The following is a 19,785-nucleotide window of genomic DNA, read 5'->3' as shown; positions in this document are numbered from 1 at the left end:
CAGTATCCGGTTCAGTGCTCGCGCCAGCGTCCCTCCCGGAACGACACCGCGGCCTGGCGCACCTCGACCACGGCGTAGAGGGCCGCCGGGCACTTCTCGGCCCAGGCCAGCGCGGCGGCCCGATTCGGTACGTCGATCACGAAGCAGCCCGAGAGTGTCTCGACCGCGTCGAGGTAGGGGCCGTCCTGCACCTGGCGGCTGCCGCCGCGGAGGGTCACCGTGGTGGACTCCGCGGCGGGCCGGAAGATGTCCGCCGCAATCAGCGCACCGGACTCCTGCAGCGACGCGGCGTAGGCGTCGAACAGCTCGCGGAACGGCGGCAGCTCCTCCTCGGAGACGTCACCCTCCCCGCTCTCGGCCTTGATGATGAGCAACGAGAAGCGCATGAGATCTCCTTCGATCCTTACGGCGGTCAGGCGGTGCGTGGTGAGAGTGCGTGTTGCGGGTGGAGCTGTTACAGGTCGAGCGATTCGTGCGGTTCGAGCGGGAAGAAGGTGCCGCCGTTCTGCTCGGTGGCCGCCTTGATCCGGGAGTTGGCCAGGTCCTTGCCGCTTCGCGACAAGCCCATCTCATGGGTGGGGAAGCTCCGCAGCGGCTTGACCGCCAGCACGTAGTCGATGACCTCGGCGATCTTCAACCACGGCGCACCGGCCGGAACGGCCAGCGTCTTGACCTTCACATCCTCCGGAATCGTGAACGAGTCACCCGGGTAGAACAGCTCATCGTTGACGAGCACGCCCACATTGTCGATCACCGGAATCGACGAGTGGATGACGGCGTGCTTCTCACCGAAGAATCGGAGCGTGAACGGACCTGCCTCGATGGTGTCGCCGGCGGAGACGACCGTCACGGCGATATCACCGGCGGCGGCGGCCACGCCGGCCGGGCCGTAGATGGGAACGCCCGGGTTCATGGCGATCACCCGGTTCAACTGCTCGGGCGTCCAATGATCGGCGTGCTCGTGCGTGATCACGACGGCCGCCGCATTGGCCGTTTCGGTCAGCGCTGTGGTGAACGAGCCCGGATCGATGAACAGCTTCTGCCCGGAGGCTTCGAGGACGAGTGCGGCGTGCTCCAGTTTGGTCAACTTCATGTTCCGAGCTAATACCCAAACGGGGGTGCGGACAACGCGCGACACGCGCTTCCTGTGAGCACCCGCAGTCCCATGCAGCACTCTGACAGGCCCCGCGGATGCTCCGCACGTGCGCGGCGCGACGCGCGGACACGGCACTCGATTTGAACTGAGTATCCAGGCTGTGGCATACTCGTGAAGTTGCAAAAACGGCCCCATCGTTTAGCGGCCTAGGACACCGCCCTCTCACGGCGGTAACACCGGTTCGAATCCGGTTGGGGTCACAAACGCCCGGTCTCCTTCTTCGAAGGAGGCCGGGCCTTTTTTGTATCCGGAAGCGGGACGTTCGACCCTGTCGTTGCTGAAAAATGGCTGGGAGTCTAGAACTCACAGTCCAGTGTCAGACGGCACCGGCATCCCGATACAACTCGAAGGACACCATCCCATGGCCAGCACGACCACCCGCGGGGCCGCGGTTACCGCCCCCGCCGCGACGACCGGCACCACCCTGCTCCAGCGTCGTACCCTCGCGGTGCTGCGTCTGGCCACGGGATTCATCTTCCTGTGGGCCTTCCTCGACAAGACCTTCGGCCTGGGCTTCTCCACCCCGTCGGAGCGCGCCTGGCTGAACGGTGGAACCCCGGCCCAGGGCTTCCTCAACAGCCCCGGTGTCACCGGACCGCTCCAGCCGTTCTTCGTGGGCATTGCCAGCCCGCTGGTGGACTTCCTCTTCATGCTCGGCATGATCGCGGTGGGCCTTGCCGTCATGCTCGGCGTGGGCCTGCGCATCAGCGCGGTAGCCGGCAGCCTCATCATGGTCTTCATGTACCTGGCCGAATGGCCCTTCACCGCCGGCGCCGCCTCCACCAACCCGCTCGTCGACTACCACATCATCTACGCGCTGGCCCTGATCGTGGTCGCGGTCTTCGCCGCCGGCGACACCTGGGGCTTCGGCAAGACCTGGAAGTCCCTGCCGATCGTGCAGAAGTACACCTGGCTCGTCTAGGGACCAGCACTCCAGCGACACAGCATCCAGCACCACAGCAGTATCGGCCGGCCGCCCCACGGGGTGGCCGGTTCTGTCGTGTGGGCGGGCGGTCAGTTCCCCCCGCCGCGCGGGTTCGAGCGGGTGATTCGGGCCACCTCGTTGTCGATGTCCTCTTCCGTGATGAATCTCCGGTTGGGGCCGTAGGCGTCCAAGCCGATGAAAAAAGCGGCGATACCCATACCGCCGATCGGGAAGATAGGCCAGAAGTAGGCGCCAGGGGTGGCTAGAAGCCAGATGGCGACGACGATGATCGAGACGCCCAGCCATACGCCGCAATAGTTCCAGAAGTCGCGGCGCGCCTTGAGCCTCCTGGTTGCGAATTGCCGTAATTCGTCACTGTTCATGCCCAGACACTAGCGCCGGTCCCAGAGCCCGGCCATCCCTCGACCGGTTGACCGGCGGGACGAGCCGCTGCGGGTCCACGCGAGTAAGATCGGAGGGTCGAAGGGGAGTATCCCTGTGGGCTCCCTTCGGGCGGGCCCTATGCCGTGGTCGTCAACACGGACCGCTCTGAGGCGGTCCCGGCCGCGGTGGTACCGGGCATCCGGTACGGGAGAGACTTTCGGGTTATCGCTGACTCCAGCACCCGCCGCGTTCTGAAAGGCCCCTTTTTCGTGAATCTTGAGCTGCCCATTGTGTTCGAGGTGGCCTCGCTGGTCATCCTGACGCTGATCCTCGTCGCCGACCTGCTGATCGTCTACAAGCGCCCGCATGTCCCATCGGTTCGGGAAGCGACCCTCTGGGTGGTGTTCTACGTGGGCCTGGCGCTGGTCTTCGCCCTGTTGATGCTGATCTTCGGCGGCGGCGAACATGCCGGGCAGTTCCTGGCCGGCTGGCTCACCGAGTACAGCCTGTCGATCGACAACCTGTTCGTCTTCGTCATCATCATGGCGAGGTTCTCCGTGCCGCGGAAATACCAGCAGGAAGTGCTGATGGTGGGCATCATCATCGCCCTCGTACTGCGCGGTATCTTCATCCTGCTCGGCGCCCAGCTGATCGAGAACTTCAGCTGGATCTTCTACATCTTCGGTGCTTTCCTGCTCTACACGGCCATCCACCAGGCCTTCGCCAAGGAAGGCGGCGACGACGACGCCGAGAACGGCCTGGTGCGCTACCTGCGCCGCCACATCCGCATCTCGCCCAGCTTCGACGGCTCGAAGATCCGCACCACGATCGACGGCCGCAAGCTCTTCACCCCCATGCTGATCGTGCTGATCGCCATCGGCACCACCGACCTGATCTTCGCCCTCGACTCGATCCCGGCGATCTTCGGTATCACCCAGAGCCCGTTCATCGTCTTCACGGCCAACGTCTTCGCCCTGATGGGCCTGCGTCAGCTGTACTTCCTGCTCGGCGGCCTGCTCGAACGCCTCGAATACCTCAAGTACGGCATCGCCTTCATCCTGTTCTTCATCGGCGTCAAGCTCGTCTTCCACGCCCTGCACACCAACGAGGTCCCCTTCCTCAACGGCGGCGAGGGCTTCGAGTGGGCGCCCGAGATCGACACCTGGACCTCACTTGCCGTGATCATCGTGTCGATGGCCGTGGCCACCGTCGCCAGTCTCGTCAAGACCCGGCGGGACGCGCGCCGAGCCGGCGCGAGTGTCAGCCAAGAGCTCGGCGGGCCGACCGGCGAGTGACCGCGCGGCCCAGGCGCCACGGCCGGGAATCTCCCGGTCAGCGTGCGTCTGATCCGACCGATGGTATTGGTACGGTGGTAGCTCCACTTCCCCCGGACGGGGTGGAGCGCTCGCTCGGAGCAAGGACGCGATTCGTGGAGTGCACATGGCGGTGAATGGCGAGAGTGCGATCACTCTCGGGGACTCGAGTGTGCAGTTCAGCTTCAGCGCCGGCAGCGATGTCGGCCGGGTGCGCAAGGTGAACGAGGACAGCTACCTGGCCCAGTCGCCGGTCTTCTTCGTCGCAGACGGCATGGGCGGCCACGCCCACGGAGACGCCGCCAGCCAAACCGTCATCCGGGTCTTCGTCGAACACATCGAACAAGACATCCCCTCCACCCCCGAACGCATCCTGGATGCCATCCACTCCTCGAACGACGCCGTTCGTGACCTCAGCTCGGCCGATGACTTCGGCACCGCCGTCAGCGGCACGACCCTGGCCGGAGTGGCTTTCGTGGACGCCGGCGACGACGTCGGCTTCCACTGGATGGCGTTCAACATCGGCGACTCCCGCATCTACACCTGGGACGGCCGCACACTCGAGCAGCTCAGCGTGGACCACTCGGCCGTGCAGGAGATGGTCGACGCCGGCCTGATCAAGGCGACGGATGCCGAGAAACATCCGGACCGTAACGTCATCACCCGTGCCATCGGCGCCGACGAGTTCGTCGACGCGGATGTCTGGCTGCTGCCCGCGACGGGACGCCACAGCTTCCTGATCTGCTCCGACGGCCTGACCAAGGAACTGAGCGTGGGCGAGATCGCCGCGCTCCTGGCCTCGCACACCGTACCCGAAGACCTCGGCTCGTTGGCCGACGTTCTCGTCGCGGCGGCCCTGGCCAAGGGCGGCAGGGACAACGTCACCGTGGTGATCGTGGAATCCACCTGGGGTGACCCCGGTCAGGACTCCGGGGTGACCCGGGAGCGCTCGAGCGGCTTGCACGAGCACCTCGAAGACACGCGCCCGCGCGACGCGAATCCGCAGTAGGCAGGGACGGGAAAGGCAATGGGGGGATCTGTGCTTTCGTACGACGATGATAATTCGGGCGGCTGGCTGGCCGCGGCGACGGGGGATCGGGTGGTGCTGCTGCCGGCCGACGTGCCTGCCGCCCTGCGCATCTGGGCCGGTCTCACCGCGGAGGTCTCGGCCGACGCCGGCGCACGCACGGTGCTCGACGAGCTCACCTCCGGCGGACTGTCCCGCACCCCGCCGTTCGCGCTTCTCTCGTGGGAGAAGACGATGCCGGCCACGGTGCGTGTGTTCGTGCGCGGCGACGTCGTCGTGGTGCTGCAGACCCCGGACGGGGACGTGTCGATCGGCGGACTGGGCATTTCAACCTGGGTGGAACGATCCGTCGCCCACGTGACCGGAGCGTCGGTCACGGCGTCTCCGCTGACCGAGACAGGCAGCGACCCGGACGCCGACGACCAGGCCCCCCTGTCGATCGACGCGGGGCTTCCGCTGGTGGCGGGCCTGGTGCGCACCCGGCGTCTGCGCCTGGCCGTCGACGCGGTCGCCGCCGCGGGTGCCGCGTCGGCTCCCGTGCCGCCGCCCGCCCGCATCGTGCCGCCACCCGCGGTCCTCGGTGCCGCGCCCACGTCCCCGGTGGGCCCGACCGAATCGGCCGCCCCGGCCGTCGCCCCGGTCACGGCTCCCGCGCCCCTGCCGGTGCCGCAGGAGGACATCGCCGAACCCGCCAGTGAACAGACCATCACCGACATCGTGCCCGCCGACTCCGGTGCCGCCGACGCCGTTCCCACCGACGCCGTTCCCGCTCCAGGTCGCCCCGGCGGCGCGCCCGACTCCGATGCTGCCGCCGACCTGGGTGGATATGACCACCTGTTCGGGGCCACAGTCATGCGCGGTGTCGAACAGGCCGCCGTCCGACCCGACAGTGAAGCCGACGACGACGCTCATCCCGCGGCCGAGCCGGCCGCCGCTCCGTCGGCCGCGCAGCCCGACGCGCAGGAGGAGCTTGCCGGCGACCACGACGGCCACACCGTCATGAGCGGCGACCTGCAGAAACTCCGCGCGTCCCGGCGCCGCCCGGAGGCCGCCCCCGCGGCCGCGGAGGCGCCACGCCTCTACCTGCTGCTGCCCAGCGGTGTTCGCGAACCGCTCAGCCAGCCGATCCGCATCGGCCGGGCGCCCAGCGTCAGCCAGATGTCCGGCGGGCTGGTGCCCCGCCTGGTCAGCCTGGGCGGCGCCGACCAGGATGTCTCCCGCAACCACGTGCACTTCACGGTCGAGGGCGACACCGTTGTGGTCACCGACCTGCACTCCCGCAACGGCACCCTCGTGGCGCTGCCCGGAAAACCACCACAGAAGCTCCGGCAGGGCGAACCCACCGCAGTCATCGTGGGAACCGTCGTCGACCTCGGTAGCGGCATCACCATCACGGTCGGGCAGGAGTGATGCGCCGCGCACCCTCCGTCGCCCCCGAACTGCCCGGCTACGAGTTCGTCTCCATTCTCGGCTCCGGCGGATTCTCCGACGTCTTCCTCTACCAACAACGCCTGCCGCGACGCCGGGTCGCGGTGAAGGTCCTCCTCACCGAACAGCTCAACCCCTCCACACAGGCCCAGTTCGTCGACGAGGCGAACCTGATGGCGCAGCTGTCGACGCATCCGTACATCGTCACGATCTACCACGCCGACGTCGCCGGGGATGGCCGGCCGTACTTCGTCATGGAGCACTGCTCGGGTCCGAGCATGGCCGAGCGGTACAAGCGGGAACGGTTCGCCGTCGACGACGCCCTGCGCACGGGCGTGCGCCTGGCCGGCGCCGTGGCCACCGCGCACGCGGCTGGTATTCTGCACCGCGACATCAAACCGGCCAATGTGCTCACCAACGACTTCGGCTGGCCCGCGCTGACCGACTTCGGCATCTCGTCGAGCCTGGACGACGAACTGCCCGTGCACACCGTCACCGGCGGCAACCTCCCGGGCGGCGCCGAGGCCACCGGAACCGGGGAAAGCCAGTCGGTGGGCATGAGCGTGCCGTGGTCGCCGCCGGAGATGTTCGAGGACGACCCCCGGCCCGACGTGCGCAGCGACGTGTTCTCGCTGGCCGCGACCATCCACACCCTGCTGGCCGGGCAGACACCCTTCGAGATCCGCGGCCGGTCCAACGGCACACTCGACCTGATCGGCCGGATCGAACGCGGCGCCATCACGCCCATCGGCCGGGACGACGTGCCCAGCTCGCTGGTCGCCGTGCTGGCCAAGGCCATGGCCAGCCGCCGGGACGACAGGTTCGCCACCGCCGTAGACTTCGCCCGGGCCCTGCAGCGGGTGGAACTCGAGCTCGGCTACGCGCCCACCGGCATCGACATCCCCACCATCGCCGGCCCCCAGCACTCCCGGCCGGATGCGCCGGCCGGCGACGACGAGACCCGGGCCCGGTCGGTCGTGTCCATCTCCGCGCAGGCACCGGCAGCCCCGCCCGAACGCCCCGTGACCCCACCTGCCCCGCTCATCGAGTCTCCGGCGGCCGGCGAACCGGACCGGGCCGACGCCACCCGCCTCCGCGGCGCCCGGGTCATCGAACCGGTTCGCGAGCGCACGGTCGTTCGCCCACGCGGGTCCCGGCCGGCGCCCGCCCCCGTGACCACTCCCGCCGAACCCGTCGAGGAAGCCACCCGGCCGCCCGTCGACCCCCCGGCCCGGCGGCGACCGCTCATGCTGATCGGATCCATCGTCCTCGGCGTCCTCCTGATCGGAGGCGTGGCCACGGCCGTCACCCTCACCGGCGCCAACGGTTCCGCGCTGACCCCCACCCAGTCCGCGGCGCCCGCGAAACCCGCCGGCATCAACGCCGTCGTGGGTGTCCCCGCCCCGGTCCTCGACGGCACCGCCACCTCGGAGGACGGCACCCAGGTGACCTTCACGGTGAGCAACCCCAGCCCGCAGGAAGGCGACGTGTTCCGGTGGGCCCGCGCCGAAAACCCGGACCAGCCCACCCTGAGCAAGACCGCGGACATCACCGTCGAGGGCATCGTGCCCGGCTCGACTGTGTGCCTGGACATCTACCTGCAGCGGGCCGACGGCAAGATCTCGGAGGCGAACCGTGCCTGCAACCGGTGAGACCATCATGGTGAAGCCGCTGCGCGTGGAATTCTGCGGCGAGTGGTATTCCGTCGACTCCGGTGCACCGTTCTCCATCGGCCGGGAATCCGATCTCACCATCGACGACAACCCCTATCTGCACCGCACCTTCCTCCGGCTCTACGAGGACTTCGGCCTGTGGTGGATCGCCAACGTAGGAAACCTGCTCTCGGCCACCGTCTCCGACAGCACCGGGACCGTGCAGGCGTGGCTGGCGCCGGGCGCCAAACTGCCCATCGTGTTCCAGACCATGCACGTCATGTTCAGCGCCGGGTCCTCCACGTACGACTTCACCATCCACGCCGAGGACGACTTCTACAACACGTCGCTGTCGGCCTCCCACGAGGGTGGAACCACCACGATCCTGCCGGTGACCCTCACCACCAGCCAACGGCTGCTCATCGTGGCGCTGTCCGAGAGCATCCTCACCCAGGCCGTTCCCGGCCGGGGTGCTATTCCCAGCTCGGCCGAGGCCGCCGCCAGGCTCGGCTGGAGCATGACGACCTTCAACCGCAAGCTCGACAACGTGTGCAGCAAGCTCGACAAGCTCGGCGTGGCCGGCCTGCGCGGCGGTGCCGGCCACCTCGCCACCAACCGGCGCGCGCGCCTGGTCGAGTACGCGGTCGCGACCCGGCTGGTGAGCCTGGACGACGTGATGCTCCTCGACCGTGCAGCCGAGGAATCCCGGCTGTCGGCCTCCGGCGCACCGGCCGGCAACACTGCGGACAGCACCGATGCGGTCGGTGCCGTCGATGGGGAGCAGTCCCCATAGGAGTGGCACTCTTTCGCGTGCTAGCGTGAATCCGGTCAGGAGCCTGTGCTGAACGTCCCGCGGTAGCGGATGACGCGCACGGGTCCTGCGGCCGCGTTACGTCACTGACGCACCGGCAACACACGAGGGGGACACGGGTGGGGACCCTCAGTTCGTGGTTGCGTGGTCGGCGGATGTCGGCATCCGTGGTGGCGTTGTCGGTGTTGGCGGGTGTGCCGTTGACGTTTGCGGTGCTGCACGAGGGTTTCCCGGTGACGGATGTGGACCTTGCGGCCCGGGATGTCTGGGTGACGAACGGTAAGCAGTTGCTGGCGGGCCGGTTGAACCGGCAGATCGAGGAGCTGAACGGGTCGGTCAATGCTGCGTCGAGTGCGTTCGATGTGTTGCAGGACGGTGACGACGTTTTTCTCATCGACGAGAGTGTGGGGTCGATCGAGCGGATCGATCCGGCGTTCACGACGCTGGGTGAACGCGTGGATGTGGCTCCGGGGTCCGAGGTGGTCTACGGCGGTGATTCGATCGCGGTGATGGCTCAGACCGGTGATGTGTGGGTGATCAACGCCGCGGGGGAGTTGAGCTTCGACCCGAAGACCACCGACCCGGTGTTCAGCGTGGGCAAGGGCGGCCACATCGCCGTGTCACCCGACGGCGTCGTCTTCGGCGCCTCCGCCGCCGAGAAGACCCTGTCCCGTTACGATCCCATTTCAGAGGACGGGTCAGAACCCACCACGAGCGAGCTGCCCGAACTCGGCGACTTCCAGATCGCCACCGTCGGCGAGACTCCCGTCATCCTGGAGCCGGGGGAGGACCGCATCCTCGTCGACGGCAAGACCCTGACGGTGCCCGCGGGAACCATGAAACTGCAACGGTCCGGCGCCGACAACAACCGCGCCATCGTCGCCACCGGCACCGGGCTGCTGGAAATCCCGCTCGACGGTGCCGAAGACGGCTCGGATGTCGTGACCATCGACGCCTCCATCGACACCGCCGTGACCGACCCCGCCGGGATCTCCGCACCCGTGTGGTTGAACGGCTGCGCGCATGGCGCGTGGGGCGGAGCTCAGCGTTACCTGGCCGCGTGCGACGGTGCTGAGGTGCTGCGGGAGACGATCGAGCAGCCGACGGTGGGCAGTGTGTTGGAGTTCCGGGTGAACCGGGATGTCATCGCGTTGAACAACCTGTCGAACGGGAATGTGTGGTTGGTTGATTCGAATATGCGCCTGGTGGAGAACTGGGAAGAGGTGACTCCTCCGGAGGAGGAAGAGGCTGAGGACGGTACGGAGAAGGCGGCGCAGCAGTCGTTTGAGGACACTCTGGCGGAGCGGACGAATGTGAACCGGGCGCCTCTGGCTCGTGATGATGAGTATGGGGTGCGGCCGGGTAAGACGACGGTGTTGCCGGTGTTGGAGAACGACACGGATCCTGATGGTGATGTGTTGACGGTGACGAATGTGAGTGGTTTTTCGGAGTCGCAGGGTCGCCTGGATTTCATTGATGGTGGGCGGGCGTTGCAGTTCACGCCGGCGGAGTCGGTGGCGGGGACGGTGTCGTTCCGGTACACGGTGGCCGATGGTCGGGGTGCGGTGGCTGAGGCGCAGGTGAATGTGTCGATGCGTCCGTTGGATCAGAATGTGGCTCCGGTGTCGAACCGGGTGGGTGCGATCAGTGTGGAGCAGGGTCAGCTGGTCAGTTACAACGTGTTGTCGGATTGGATTGATCCGGACGGCGATGACATTTATCTGGTGTCGGCGTCGCCGACGACGGGTGATGGGGTGCGGTTCGGTCCGGAGGGGTTTGTCACGTTCGAGTCGAAGACGGCTGAGTTGGGGGTGAAGGAGGTGCAGTTCGTGGTGTCGGACGGCACTCTCACCGCGACGGGTGTGTTGACGGTGGATGTGAAGGCTGCGGGGTCGTTGAACCCGGTGGGGACTCCGGATTTCACGACGGTGTTCGTGGGGGAGACGGCGTTGATCGAGCCGTTGAAGAATGATGTGACGCCGTCGGGGGCGCCTCTGGCGTTGATCGGGGTGAATGAGGTTCCCAACGATTTGTCCGCGGTGGCGAACCTGGAGCGCGGTACGGTCGCGGTGTCCTCGGGTAAGGCGGCCAGTTACGTTTTCACGTACAGTCTCGGTGCCGGGGCCACGTCGAGTGTGGGCCTGATCCGGGTGGACGTGGTGGAGAACCCGGCGGACGTGTTGCCGCCGATCGCGGTGAAGGACACGGCGTATCTGCGGGCGGCGGAGCCGGTGACGATTCCGGTGCTGGACAACGATGTGTCGCCCAGTGGCCGGGTCCTCGCGGTGCAGTCGGTGGACCTGAGCACCACGGATGATCTCGTCACGGTGGAGATCCTCACGAACACGGTGCTGCGCGTCACGGCATCCGCTGCGTTGACGCAACAGGTGCAGTTCACGTACACGATCAGTGACGGTGAGAACAGTTCCACGGCCGGTGTCACGGTCGTGCCGGTGCCTCCGTTGATCAAGCATCAGCCCCCGGTCGCGGTCGACGACACCGTGTCCGTCCGCGCGGGGGACATCGTCACCGTCCCCGTGCTCGACAACGACTACCACCCCGACTCCGCCACCCTCACGGTTCTTCCGGAACTGGCCGACACCGCCAACGCCGGCGGGCTGGCTTTCGTCACGGGCAATCAAGTGCGGTTCCAGGCCCCGACCGAGCCCGGCGCCTACAGCGTCGTCTACACGATCACGGATGCCTTCCAGGAGACCGCGACCGCCACAGTGCGCTTCACCGTGATCGGCCCCGACGACGCGGGGAACCAGGCGCCCACGCCGTTGCCGCTGACCATGCGCACCTTCGCGGACTCCACCATCAAGGTGCAGGTGCCGCTGGACGGCATCGACCCCGACGGCGACTCCGTGTACCTCACGGCCGTGACAAGCGCCCCCACCCTGGGCCGCATCGTGGACCAGGGCAGCGACTACTTCATCTACGAGGCCTACCCGGGCACCGCGGGAACCGACGCGTTCACCTACCAGGTCGCCGACACCCTCGGCGCGACAGCCGAGGGCACCGTGCGCATCGGCGTCATCGCACGGCCGGTCGAGCTCCTACCGCCGAACGCCGTGGACGACGCCATCGAGATCAAGCCCGGCCGCACCGGGTCGATCCCCGTGGTCCTGAACGACTCCGATCCGAACGGGTACAAGCTCACTCTGACCAAGAAACTGCCCGAAGTAGATCCCGGCCTCACGGCCAAGGTCGACGGCAGTCGCGTCATCGTTGAAGCCCCAGCCGAAGAAGGCACCTACACGCTGCGGTACGAGATCACCAACGGGCACGGCGGCGCCGACACCGCGTTCGTGCAGGTCAAGGTCACCGAGGACGCCAAACCCCAGTACCCCATCGCGATCGACCACTTCGTCGAACCCGAAGAGGTCCTGGCCGGCACGCCCGTCAACGTGCCCGTGCTCGACGGCGCGGAGAACCCCAGCGGCCTCATCGAAGACCTCGTCATCAGCCTCGAAGGCCCCAACGCCGGGTCGGGCACCATCCAGCCCGATGGCACGGTTCGCGTCAAGCCGTCGGATGACCGCCAAGCCATCGCCTACCGGCTCACGAACGAGATCGACCAGCTCAGCGCCACCGCGTTCATCATCGTTCCCCCCACACCCCAGTCCGAACCGGCCCAACCGTCGAATCAGCCCTCCACCGAGCCGACACCCGAGGAAGAGCAGTTCCCGCCGCCCTTCCTCCGCGACATCGGCCCGCAGGTCGTCAAGATGAACGGCTCCAAGTCCTGGAGCCTCGCCGACATCGTCGAGGTGCCCTCCGGCCAGCCGGCCCTGCTGCTCAGCGCCACCGCCACCAACAGCGACGGCTCGAACGCCATGACAGGGTCCGCGTCGCTGAGCTTCGTGGCCGCGCGCGACTACCGCGGACCGGCATCCGTCACCTTCGTCGTCACCGACGGAACCGGCGCCGACGACCCCAAGGGCCGGCAAGCCACGCTCACCATCCCGATCACGGTCGGGGACCCCAACTTCGAAGACGTCGCGCCCACCTTCACCCCGCCCAAGGTGACCGTCGAGGCCGGTGAGGCCGCCCAGGTCGTGAACCTGCGCTCCTCCAGCGGCCACCCCAACCCCGACATCATCGAGAGGCTCAGCTACGGCTCGCTGGCCGGTGCCACGGCAGATGTCGCGGCGAACCTCGACGGCGGCTCCCTCTCGGTCTCGGCTCCGCTCGGCACCCAACCGGGCACCAAGGTCACGCTGACGTTCGCCGTGACCTACAAGGAGTTCACGGTGCCGGGCTCCGTCACCGTCACGGTCGTCTCCTCCAGCCGGGCCCTGGCCCAGGCCGTCGACGACGCCGGACCCAACGGCGCGGGCATCGAGACGACGCCGAGCTCGACCGTGCAGGTGGCGGTCCTCGACAACGACTACAACCCGTTCGCCCAGGACGGCAAACCGCTCACCGTGGTTTCCGCCGCCCTCGAGCAGGACGTCAGCGGTGGAAAGGCATCCGTCGCCTTCACCGCCAGCGGCGTCACCATCACCACCGGGCCCGGCGCCACCGGAACCCTCACCGCGGTGTACCGCATCCAGGACGCCACCCGGGACCCGGCCCGCGCCACCCAGGGTCGCATCACCCTGGTCATCCGCGACCGCCCGGATGCGCCCAACGCTCCGGCCGCCGCCGAGGGCGACGCCATGGCCACCGTGAGCTTCACCGCCCCGTCGTCGAACAACTCGCAGATCACCGGCTACACGATCACCTGGAGCGGGGGCGGCAGCAAGGACGTGACGAGCGCGGGTAGCTACGACATCACCGGACTGACCAACGGCTCCAATTACGCCTTCCAGGTGGTCGCCCACAACGCCAAGGGCACGTCGTCGGCGTCCGCCCCCAGCAGCACCGTCACACCGTACGGCGTGCCGGGGGCCCCCGCCAGCGCCAAACTCACGGCCTCCAACACCGGCAGCGGCGCGCTCGGACTCAGTTGGGCAGCCCCCGGCAGTACCGGCGGCCGCGGTGTGACGAGCTACGAATACCAGTGGCTGGAGGGCGGCGGAGTCAACGGCGGGTCGACGTCCGCGCGTACGGCATCCGCCACCGGCAACGCGAACGATCAGTACCGTTTCCAGGTCAAGGCCTGCAACCCGCGCGGCTGCGGCGCCTGGACCGCGTCGAACGCCGCCACGCCGACCACCCCGCCGCCCCCGCCGCCGCCGTGGGCGCCGACAAGTAACGCCGCCACCGTGACCAGGACCACCTGCCCGGAAAACCAGGAGTCCTACGACACCAACGTCACCAACGCGTCGAGGGGATGCACCATGAATCCCAGCGGATACGTGCCGGCGGGCACAGTCATCGATGCGGTGTGCCACTCGGTTCGACGCGGCGTGCACTACTTCTATTTCCTCACGGAAGACGGAAGCTACAACGGCTGGTTCATACCGTCGGCCGACACGTCGCGTCCGGACTGGCAGAACATCGGGAACTGCTGACCCGGGCTGGTTCGCTGCGTCATCGCTCGCCGATTCCGAACTGCTGATGAACACACCCGCATGGGGAGCGCTCCCCATGCGGGTGGCACTCATTTGCGTGCTAGCGTAAAAGCCGGTCAGGGGGCAGTGCCAATAGTCCCGGCGTTGGCGAGTTCGGCAACGCACGAGTGGGCACCGCAGCAGTTCAGCAGCACAGCACACCAGCAGCACAGCGATTCAGCAATACAGCGATTCAGCACAGGCAACAGCTACGAGGGGGACACGGGTGGGGACCCTCAGTTCGTGGTTGCGTGGTCGGCGGATGTCGGCATCCGTGGTGGCGTTGTCGGTGTTGGCGGGTGTGCCGTTGACGTTTGCGGTGCTGCACGAGGGTTTCCCGGTGACGGATGTGGACCTTGCGGCCCGGGATGTCTGGGTGACGAACGGTAAGCAGTTGCTGGCGGGCCGGTTGAACCGGCAGATCGAGGAGCTGAACGGGTCGGTCAATGCTGCGTCGAGTGCGTTCGATGTGTTGCAGGACGGTGACGACGTTTTTCTCATCGACGAGAGTGTGGGGTCGATCGAGCGGATCGATCCGGCGTTCACGACGCTGGGTGAACGCGTGGATGTGGCTCCGGGGTCCGAGGTGGTCTACGGCGGTGATTCGATCGCGGTGATGGCTCAGACCGGTGATGTGTGGGTGATCAACGCCGCGGGGGAGTTGAGCTTCGACCCGAAGACCACCGACCCGGTGTTCAGCGTGGGCAAGGGCGGCCACATCGCCGTGTCACCCGACGGCGTCGTCTTCGGCGCCTCGAAGAAAGATAAAACCCTCACCAGCTACGACCCCACCGCCGAGGAACCCGAACCCACGACCAGCGAGCTACCCGAACTCGGCGACTTCCAGATCGCCGCCGTCGGCGAAAAACCGGTCCTGCTCGACACCGAGAACGGCACCGTGATCGTCGACGGCTCCGCCACCGAGCTGCCGGCCGGTGCGGTCAAACTGCAACAGTCCGGCGCCGAACACGACGCAGTCCTCGTGGCCACGGGCCAGTCCCTGCTCCAGGTTCCCCTGGACGGCGCCGCCGACGGCAGCGACATCGTGGCGGTCGACGCAGACCTCCCCACCGCGGTCACCGACCCCGCCGGAGTTTCTTCCCCGGTCTGGTTGGACGGCTGCGCGCATGGCGCGTGGGGCGGAGCTCAGCGTTACCTGGCCGCGTGCGACGGTGCTGAGGTGCTGCGGGAGACGATCGAGCAGCCGACGGTGGGCAGTGTGTTGGAGTTCCGGGTGAACCGGGATGTCATCGCGTTGAACAACCTGTCGAACGGGAATGTGTGGTTGGTTGATTCGAATATGCGCCTGGTGGAGAACTGGGAAGAGGTGACTCCTCCGGAGGAGGAAGAGGCTGAGGACGGTACGGAGAAGGCGGCGCAGCAGTCGTTTGAGGACACTCTGGCGGAGCGGACGAATGTGAACCGGGCGCCTCTGGCTCGTGATGATGAGTATGGGGTGCGGCCGGGTAAGACGACGGTGTTGCCGGTGTTGGAGAACGATACGGATCCTGATGGTGATGTGTTGACGGTGACGAATGTGAGTGGTTTTTCGGAGTCGCAGGGTCGCCTGGATTTCATTGATGGTGGGCGGGCGTTGCAGTTCACGCCGGCGGAGTCGGTGGCGGGGACGGTGTCGTTCCGGTACACGGTGGCCGATGGTCGGGGTGCGGTGGCTGAGGCGCAGGTGAATGTGTCGATGCGTCCGTTGGATCAGAATGTGGCTCCGGTGTCGAACCGGGTGGGTGCGATCAGTGTGGAGCAGGGTCAGCTGGTCAGTTACAACGTGTTGTCGGATTGGATTGATCCGGACGGCGATGACATTTATCTGGTGTCGGCGTCGCCGACGACGGGTGATGGGGTGCGGTTCGGTCCGGAGGGGTTTGTCACGTTCGAGTCGAAGACGGCTGAGTTGGGGGTGAAGGAGGTGCAGTTCGTGGTGTCGGACGGCACTCTCACCGCGACGGGTGTGTTGACGGTGGATGTGAAGGCTGCGGGGTCGTTGAATCCGGTGGGGACTCCGGATTTCACGACGGTGTTCGTGGGGGAGACGGCGTTGATCGAGCCGTTGAAGAATGATGTGACGCCGTCGGGGGCGCCTCTGGCGTTGATCGGGGTGAATGAGGTTCCCAACGATTTGTCCGCGGTGGCGAACCTGGAGCGCGGTACGGTCGCGGTGTCCTCGGGTAAGGCGGCCAGTTACGTTTTCACGTACAGTCTCGGTGCCGGGGCGACGTCGAGTGTGGGCCTGATCCGGGTGGACGTGGTGGAGAACCCGGCGGACGTGTTGCCGCCGATCGCGGTGAAGGACACGGCGTATCTGCGGGCGGCGGAGCCGGTGACGATTCCGGTGTTGGACAACGATGTGTCGCCCAGTGGCCGGGTCCTGGCGGTGCAGTCGGTGGACCTGAGCACCACGGATGATCTCGTCACGGTGGAGATCCTCACGAACACGGTGCTGCGCGTCACGGCATCCGCTGCGTTGACGCAGCAGGTGCAGTTCACGTACACGATCAGTGACGGTGAGAACAGTTCCACGGCCGGTGTCACGGTCGTGCCGGTGCCTCCGTTGATCAAGCATCAGCCCCCGGTCGCGGTCGATGACACCGTGTCCGTCCGCGCGGGGGACATCGTCACCGTCCCGGTGCTCGACAACGACTACCACCCCGACTCCGCCACGATGACCGTGGACCCCGACCTCACCGACACCGAGAACGTAGGCGGCCTGGCCTTCGTGTCCGGCAACAGCGTGCGCTTCCAGGCGCCCGCGCAACCCGGCTCCTACAGCGTCAGCTACCGCATCAGCGACGCCTTCGCCGAAACGGCCACGGCTGCCGTGCGCTTCACCGTCATCGGCCCCGACGACGCCGGCAACCGCGCGCCGACGCCGTTGCCGCTCACCATGCGCACCTTCGCCGAGTCCACCATCAAGGTGCAGGTGCCGCTGGACGGCATCGACCCCGACGGGGACTCCGTCTATCTCACCGCGGTCACCTCGGCACCCGAGCTCGGTCGCATCGTCGACCAGGGCAGCGATTTCTTCGTCTACGAGGCCTTCCCCGGCACCGCGGGAACCGACTCCTTCACCTACCAGGTGGCCGACACCCTCGGCGCGACCGCCGAGGGCACCGTGCGCATCGGCGTGATTCCCCGCCCCATGGAGCTGTTGCCGCCGAACGCCGTCGATGATGCCATCGAGATCAAGCCGGGCCGCACCGGGTCGATCCCCGTGGTCCTGAACGACTCCGACCCCAACGGCTACAAGCTCACCCTGACCAAGAAACTGCCCGAAGTAGATCCCGGTCTCACGGCCAACGTCGACGGCAGCCGGGTCATCGTCGAAGCCCCCGCCGAAGAAGGCACCTACACGCTGCGGTACGAGATCACCAACGGGCACGGCGGCGCCGACACCGCGTTCGTGCAGGTCAAGGTCACCGAGGACGCCAAGGCGCAGTACCCGGTCGCGATCGACCACTTCGTCGAACCCGAAGAGGTCCTGGCCGGCACGCCCATCAACGTGCCCGTGCTCGACGGCGCGGAGAACCCCAGCGGCCTCATCGAGGACCTCGTCATCAGCCTCGAAGGCCCCAACGCGGCCAACGCCGAACTGCAAACGGACGGCACCGTACGCGTCGAGCCTTCCACCCAGCGCCAGGCCATCGCGTACCGGCTCACGAACGAGATCGACCAGCTCAGCGCCACCGCGTTCATCATCGTGCCGCCGACGCCCAAGGCGGAACCCGTTGAGCCGGAGAACCAGCCGTCCACCGCACCGACCCCCGAGGAAGAGCAGTTCCCGCCGCCGTTCCTGCGGGACATCGGCCCCCAGGTCGTCAAGATGAACGGCTCCAAGTCCTGGAGCATCGGCGACATCGTCGAGGTACCCTCCGGCCAACCCGCCCTGCTGCTCAGCGCCACCGCCACCAACAGCGACGGCTCCAACCCCGTGAGCGGCAACACCCTCACGTTCGTGGCGGCACGCGACTACCGCGGACCGGCATCCCTCACCTTTGTCGTCACCGACGGCACCAGCGCCGGCGACCCGAAGGGCCGCCAGGCCACCCTGACGATCCCGATCACGGTCGGTGACCCCAACTTCGAAGACGTCGCGCCCACCTTCACGCCGCCCAAGGTCACCGTTCAGGCCGGAGAAGCGGCGACGATCGTCAACCTGCGCTCCTCCAGCGGGCACCCGAACCCCGCCATTATCGAGAAGCTCAGCTACGGCGCCCTGGCCGGCACCACGGCGGATGTCGCGGCGACCCTCGACGGCGCCAACCTGGTCGTCTCGTCCCCGCTCGGCACCCAACCGGGCACCAAGGTGCGGGTGACCTTCACGGTCACCTACAAGGAGTTCACGATCCCCGGCTCGGTGGACGTGAGCGTGGTCTCCTCGACCCGGCCGCTGCCGCAGGCCGTCGACGACGCCGGACCCAACGGTGCCGGCATCGAGACCCGCCCGAGCACCTCCATCACGGTGCCCGTGCTCGACAACGACTACAACCCGTTCGCGCAGGACGGCAAGCCGCTCACGGTGCTCTCCGCCGTCATCGAGCAGCAGGTGGGCACCGCCACGGTGAGCAACACCGCCACCGGGGTGACCGTGAACACCGGCTCGGGCGCCACGGGGACGCTCACCGTGGTCTACCGCATCCAGGACGCCACCCGGGATCCCGCCCGCCAGACCCAGGCACGCATCACCTTCGTGATCCGCAACAATCCTGACGCCCCCAACCGGCCGCAAGCCGTGGAGGGCGACGGGAGCGCCACCGTGAGCTTCACGGCCCCCTCGTCGAACAACTCGCGCATCACCGAGTACGTCATCAGCTGGAACGGCGACTCTCAGACTGTTGCCAGCGCGGGCACGCACTCGATCACCGGTCTCAAGAACGGCACCAACTATGCCTTCACGGTGACCGCGCGCAACGCGATCGGCGATTCCACTCCCTCGGCGGCGAGCAACACGGTCACCCCGTACGGGCTTCCCGGAGCCCCGGCCTCTGCCACCCTCAAGGCGCCCGGGCAGGGTACCGGTGACCTCAGCCTGAGCTGGGCCGCGCCCGGCAGCGACGGCGGCCGCGGAGTGTCGAGCTACAAGTACGAGTGGATCAAGGGCAGCGCCTCCAATGGCTCCACCAGCGGAGCCCGCACGGCATCGGCCAAGGGGAACGTCAACGAGCAGTACCAGTACCGGGTGCAGGCCTGCAACCCGCGCGGCTGCGGCGCCTGGACCTCCTCTGACACCGCCACCCCGCAGCCGAGCCCGCCGCCGCCGCCGCCGAGCGCCACGATCCAGAAGGGGCGTGGCTCCTCCGTGACCGGCTGCTCCGACGCATCCATCTGTCACCGCGTGAACGTCGTCTACGCCAATTTCGAGCCTGGCGACTACCTGATCACCACCGAGCTCTCCGGTGGCTCGGTGTCTGAGAGCCGGTATTCCCTCGGCCGCAGCGGTACCGAGGAGACCACCAACACGCTCGGCATCCGCCCGGCCGACGACAGCATCCGGGTGCGGCTGACCCGGGTGAGCGACGGAACCGTCTTCTACAGCAACACGATCAGCGGGGCGCAATGGAACTCGATGTGATGCC

General features: G+C 67.3%; 11 protein-coding genes and 1 tRNA gene. 9 read left to right on the top strand and 3 right to left on the bottom strand.

Features of this window, described 5'->3' with window-relative positions; genetic code table 11:
- Positions 1–11: 11 nt before the first annotated feature.
- Together PA27867_RS10920 and PA27867_RS10915 are read right to left on the bottom strand one after the other, a co-directional pair.
- Positions 12–386 (bottom strand): YciI family protein, encoded by a 375-nt coding sequence (locus tag PA27867_RS10920; protein WP_066596281.1) that lies wholly within the window; start codon positions 384–386, stop codon positions 12–14.
- A gap of 68 nt (positions 387–454) precedes the next feature.
- Positions 455–1,093 carry an MBL fold metallo-hydrolase gene (locus PA27867_RS10915; RefSeq protein ID WP_066596279.1) on the bottom strand — a complete coding sequence of 213 codons (639 nt, stop codon included), beginning with the start codon at positions 1,091–1,093 and terminating at the stop codon, positions 455–457.
- A 190-nt stretch (positions 1,094–1,283) separates the two neighbouring features.
- On the opposite strand from PA27867_RS10915, the gene PA27867_RS10910 reads away from it, so the two are divergent.
- Positions 1,284–1,356: transfer RNA gene (locus tag PA27867_RS10910), tRNA-Glu, on the top strand.
- Positions 1,357–1,517: 161 nt separating this feature from the next.
- Positions 1,518–2,078, top strand: a complete 561-nt coding sequence (locus PA27867_RS10905) for a DoxX family protein (protein ID WP_066596273.1) — start codon at positions 1,518–1,520, stop codon at positions 2,076–2,078.
- Positions 2,079–2,170: 92 nt separating this feature from the next.
- Here the strand turns inward: PA27867_RS10905 and PA27867_RS10900 are convergent, their stop codons facing one another.
- Positions 2,171–2,464 carry a 2TM domain-containing protein gene (locus PA27867_RS10900; RefSeq protein ID WP_066596271.1) on the bottom strand — a complete coding sequence of 98 codons (294 nt, stop codon included), beginning with the start codon at positions 2,462–2,464 and terminating at the stop codon, positions 2,171–2,173.
- A gap of 270 nt (positions 2,465–2,734) precedes the next feature.
- On the opposite strand from PA27867_RS10900, the gene PA27867_RS10895 reads away from it, so the two are divergent.
- The 7 genes from PA27867_RS10895 to PA27867_RS10865 all read left to right on the top strand — a co-directional run bounded on the left by PA27867_RS10895 (position 2,735) and on the right by PA27867_RS10865 (position 19,781).
- Positions 2,735–3,760 (top strand): TerC family protein, encoded by a 1,026-nt coding sequence (locus tag PA27867_RS10895; protein ID WP_066596269.1) that lies wholly within the window; start codon positions 2,735–2,737, stop codon positions 3,758–3,760.
- A gap of 145 nt (positions 3,761–3,905) precedes the next feature.
- The gene (locus PA27867_RS10890; RefSeq protein ID WP_084021010.1) at positions 3,906–4,787 is read left to right on the top strand and encodes a PP2C family protein-serine/threonine phosphatase; all 882 of its coding nucleotides are present in this window, start codon (positions 3,906–3,908) and stop codon (positions 4,785–4,787) included.
- 30 nt (positions 4,788–4,817) lie between these two features.
- Positions 4,818–6,215: an FHA domain-containing protein gene (locus PA27867_RS10885; protein WP_066596268.1), complete on the top strand. Its 1,398-nt coding sequence runs from the start codon at positions 4,818–4,820 to the stop codon at positions 6,213–6,215.
- Entirely contained in the window at positions 6,215–7,885 is a 1,671-nt protein-coding gene (locus PA27867_RS10880) for a serine/threonine protein kinase (RefSeq protein ID WP_066596266.1), read from the top strand. The genes PA27867_RS10885 and PA27867_RS10880 overlap by 1 nt, the downstream gene beginning before the upstream one ends.
- Before the next feature lie 7 nt (positions 7,886–7,892).
- Entirely contained in the window at positions 7,893–8,678 is a 786-nt protein-coding gene (locus tag PA27867_RS10875; RefSeq protein WP_167550880.1) for a hypothetical protein, read from the top strand.
- Between the two features lie 137 nt (positions 8,679–8,815).
- Positions 8,816–14,158: an Ig-like domain-containing protein gene (locus tag PA27867_RS10870; RefSeq protein WP_157109200.1), complete on the top strand. Its 5,343-nt coding sequence runs from the start codon at positions 8,816–8,818 to the stop codon at positions 14,156–14,158.
- Positions 14,159–14,423: 265 nt separating this feature from the next.
- Positions 14,424–19,781, top strand: a complete 5,358-nt coding sequence (locus tag PA27867_RS10865) for an Ig-like domain-containing protein (RefSeq protein WP_157109199.1) — start codon at positions 14,424–14,426, stop codon at positions 19,779–19,781.
- Positions 19,782–19,785 lie beyond the last annotated feature (4 nt).

Source organism: Cryobacterium arcticum (assembly GCF_001679725.1).
In the GTDB taxonomy this organism is placed as follows: Bacteria; Actinomycetota; Actinomycetes; order Actinomycetales; family Microbacteriaceae; genus Cryobacterium; species Cryobacterium arcticum_A.
This window is presented reverse-complemented; position numbering and strand designations above follow the sequence as displayed.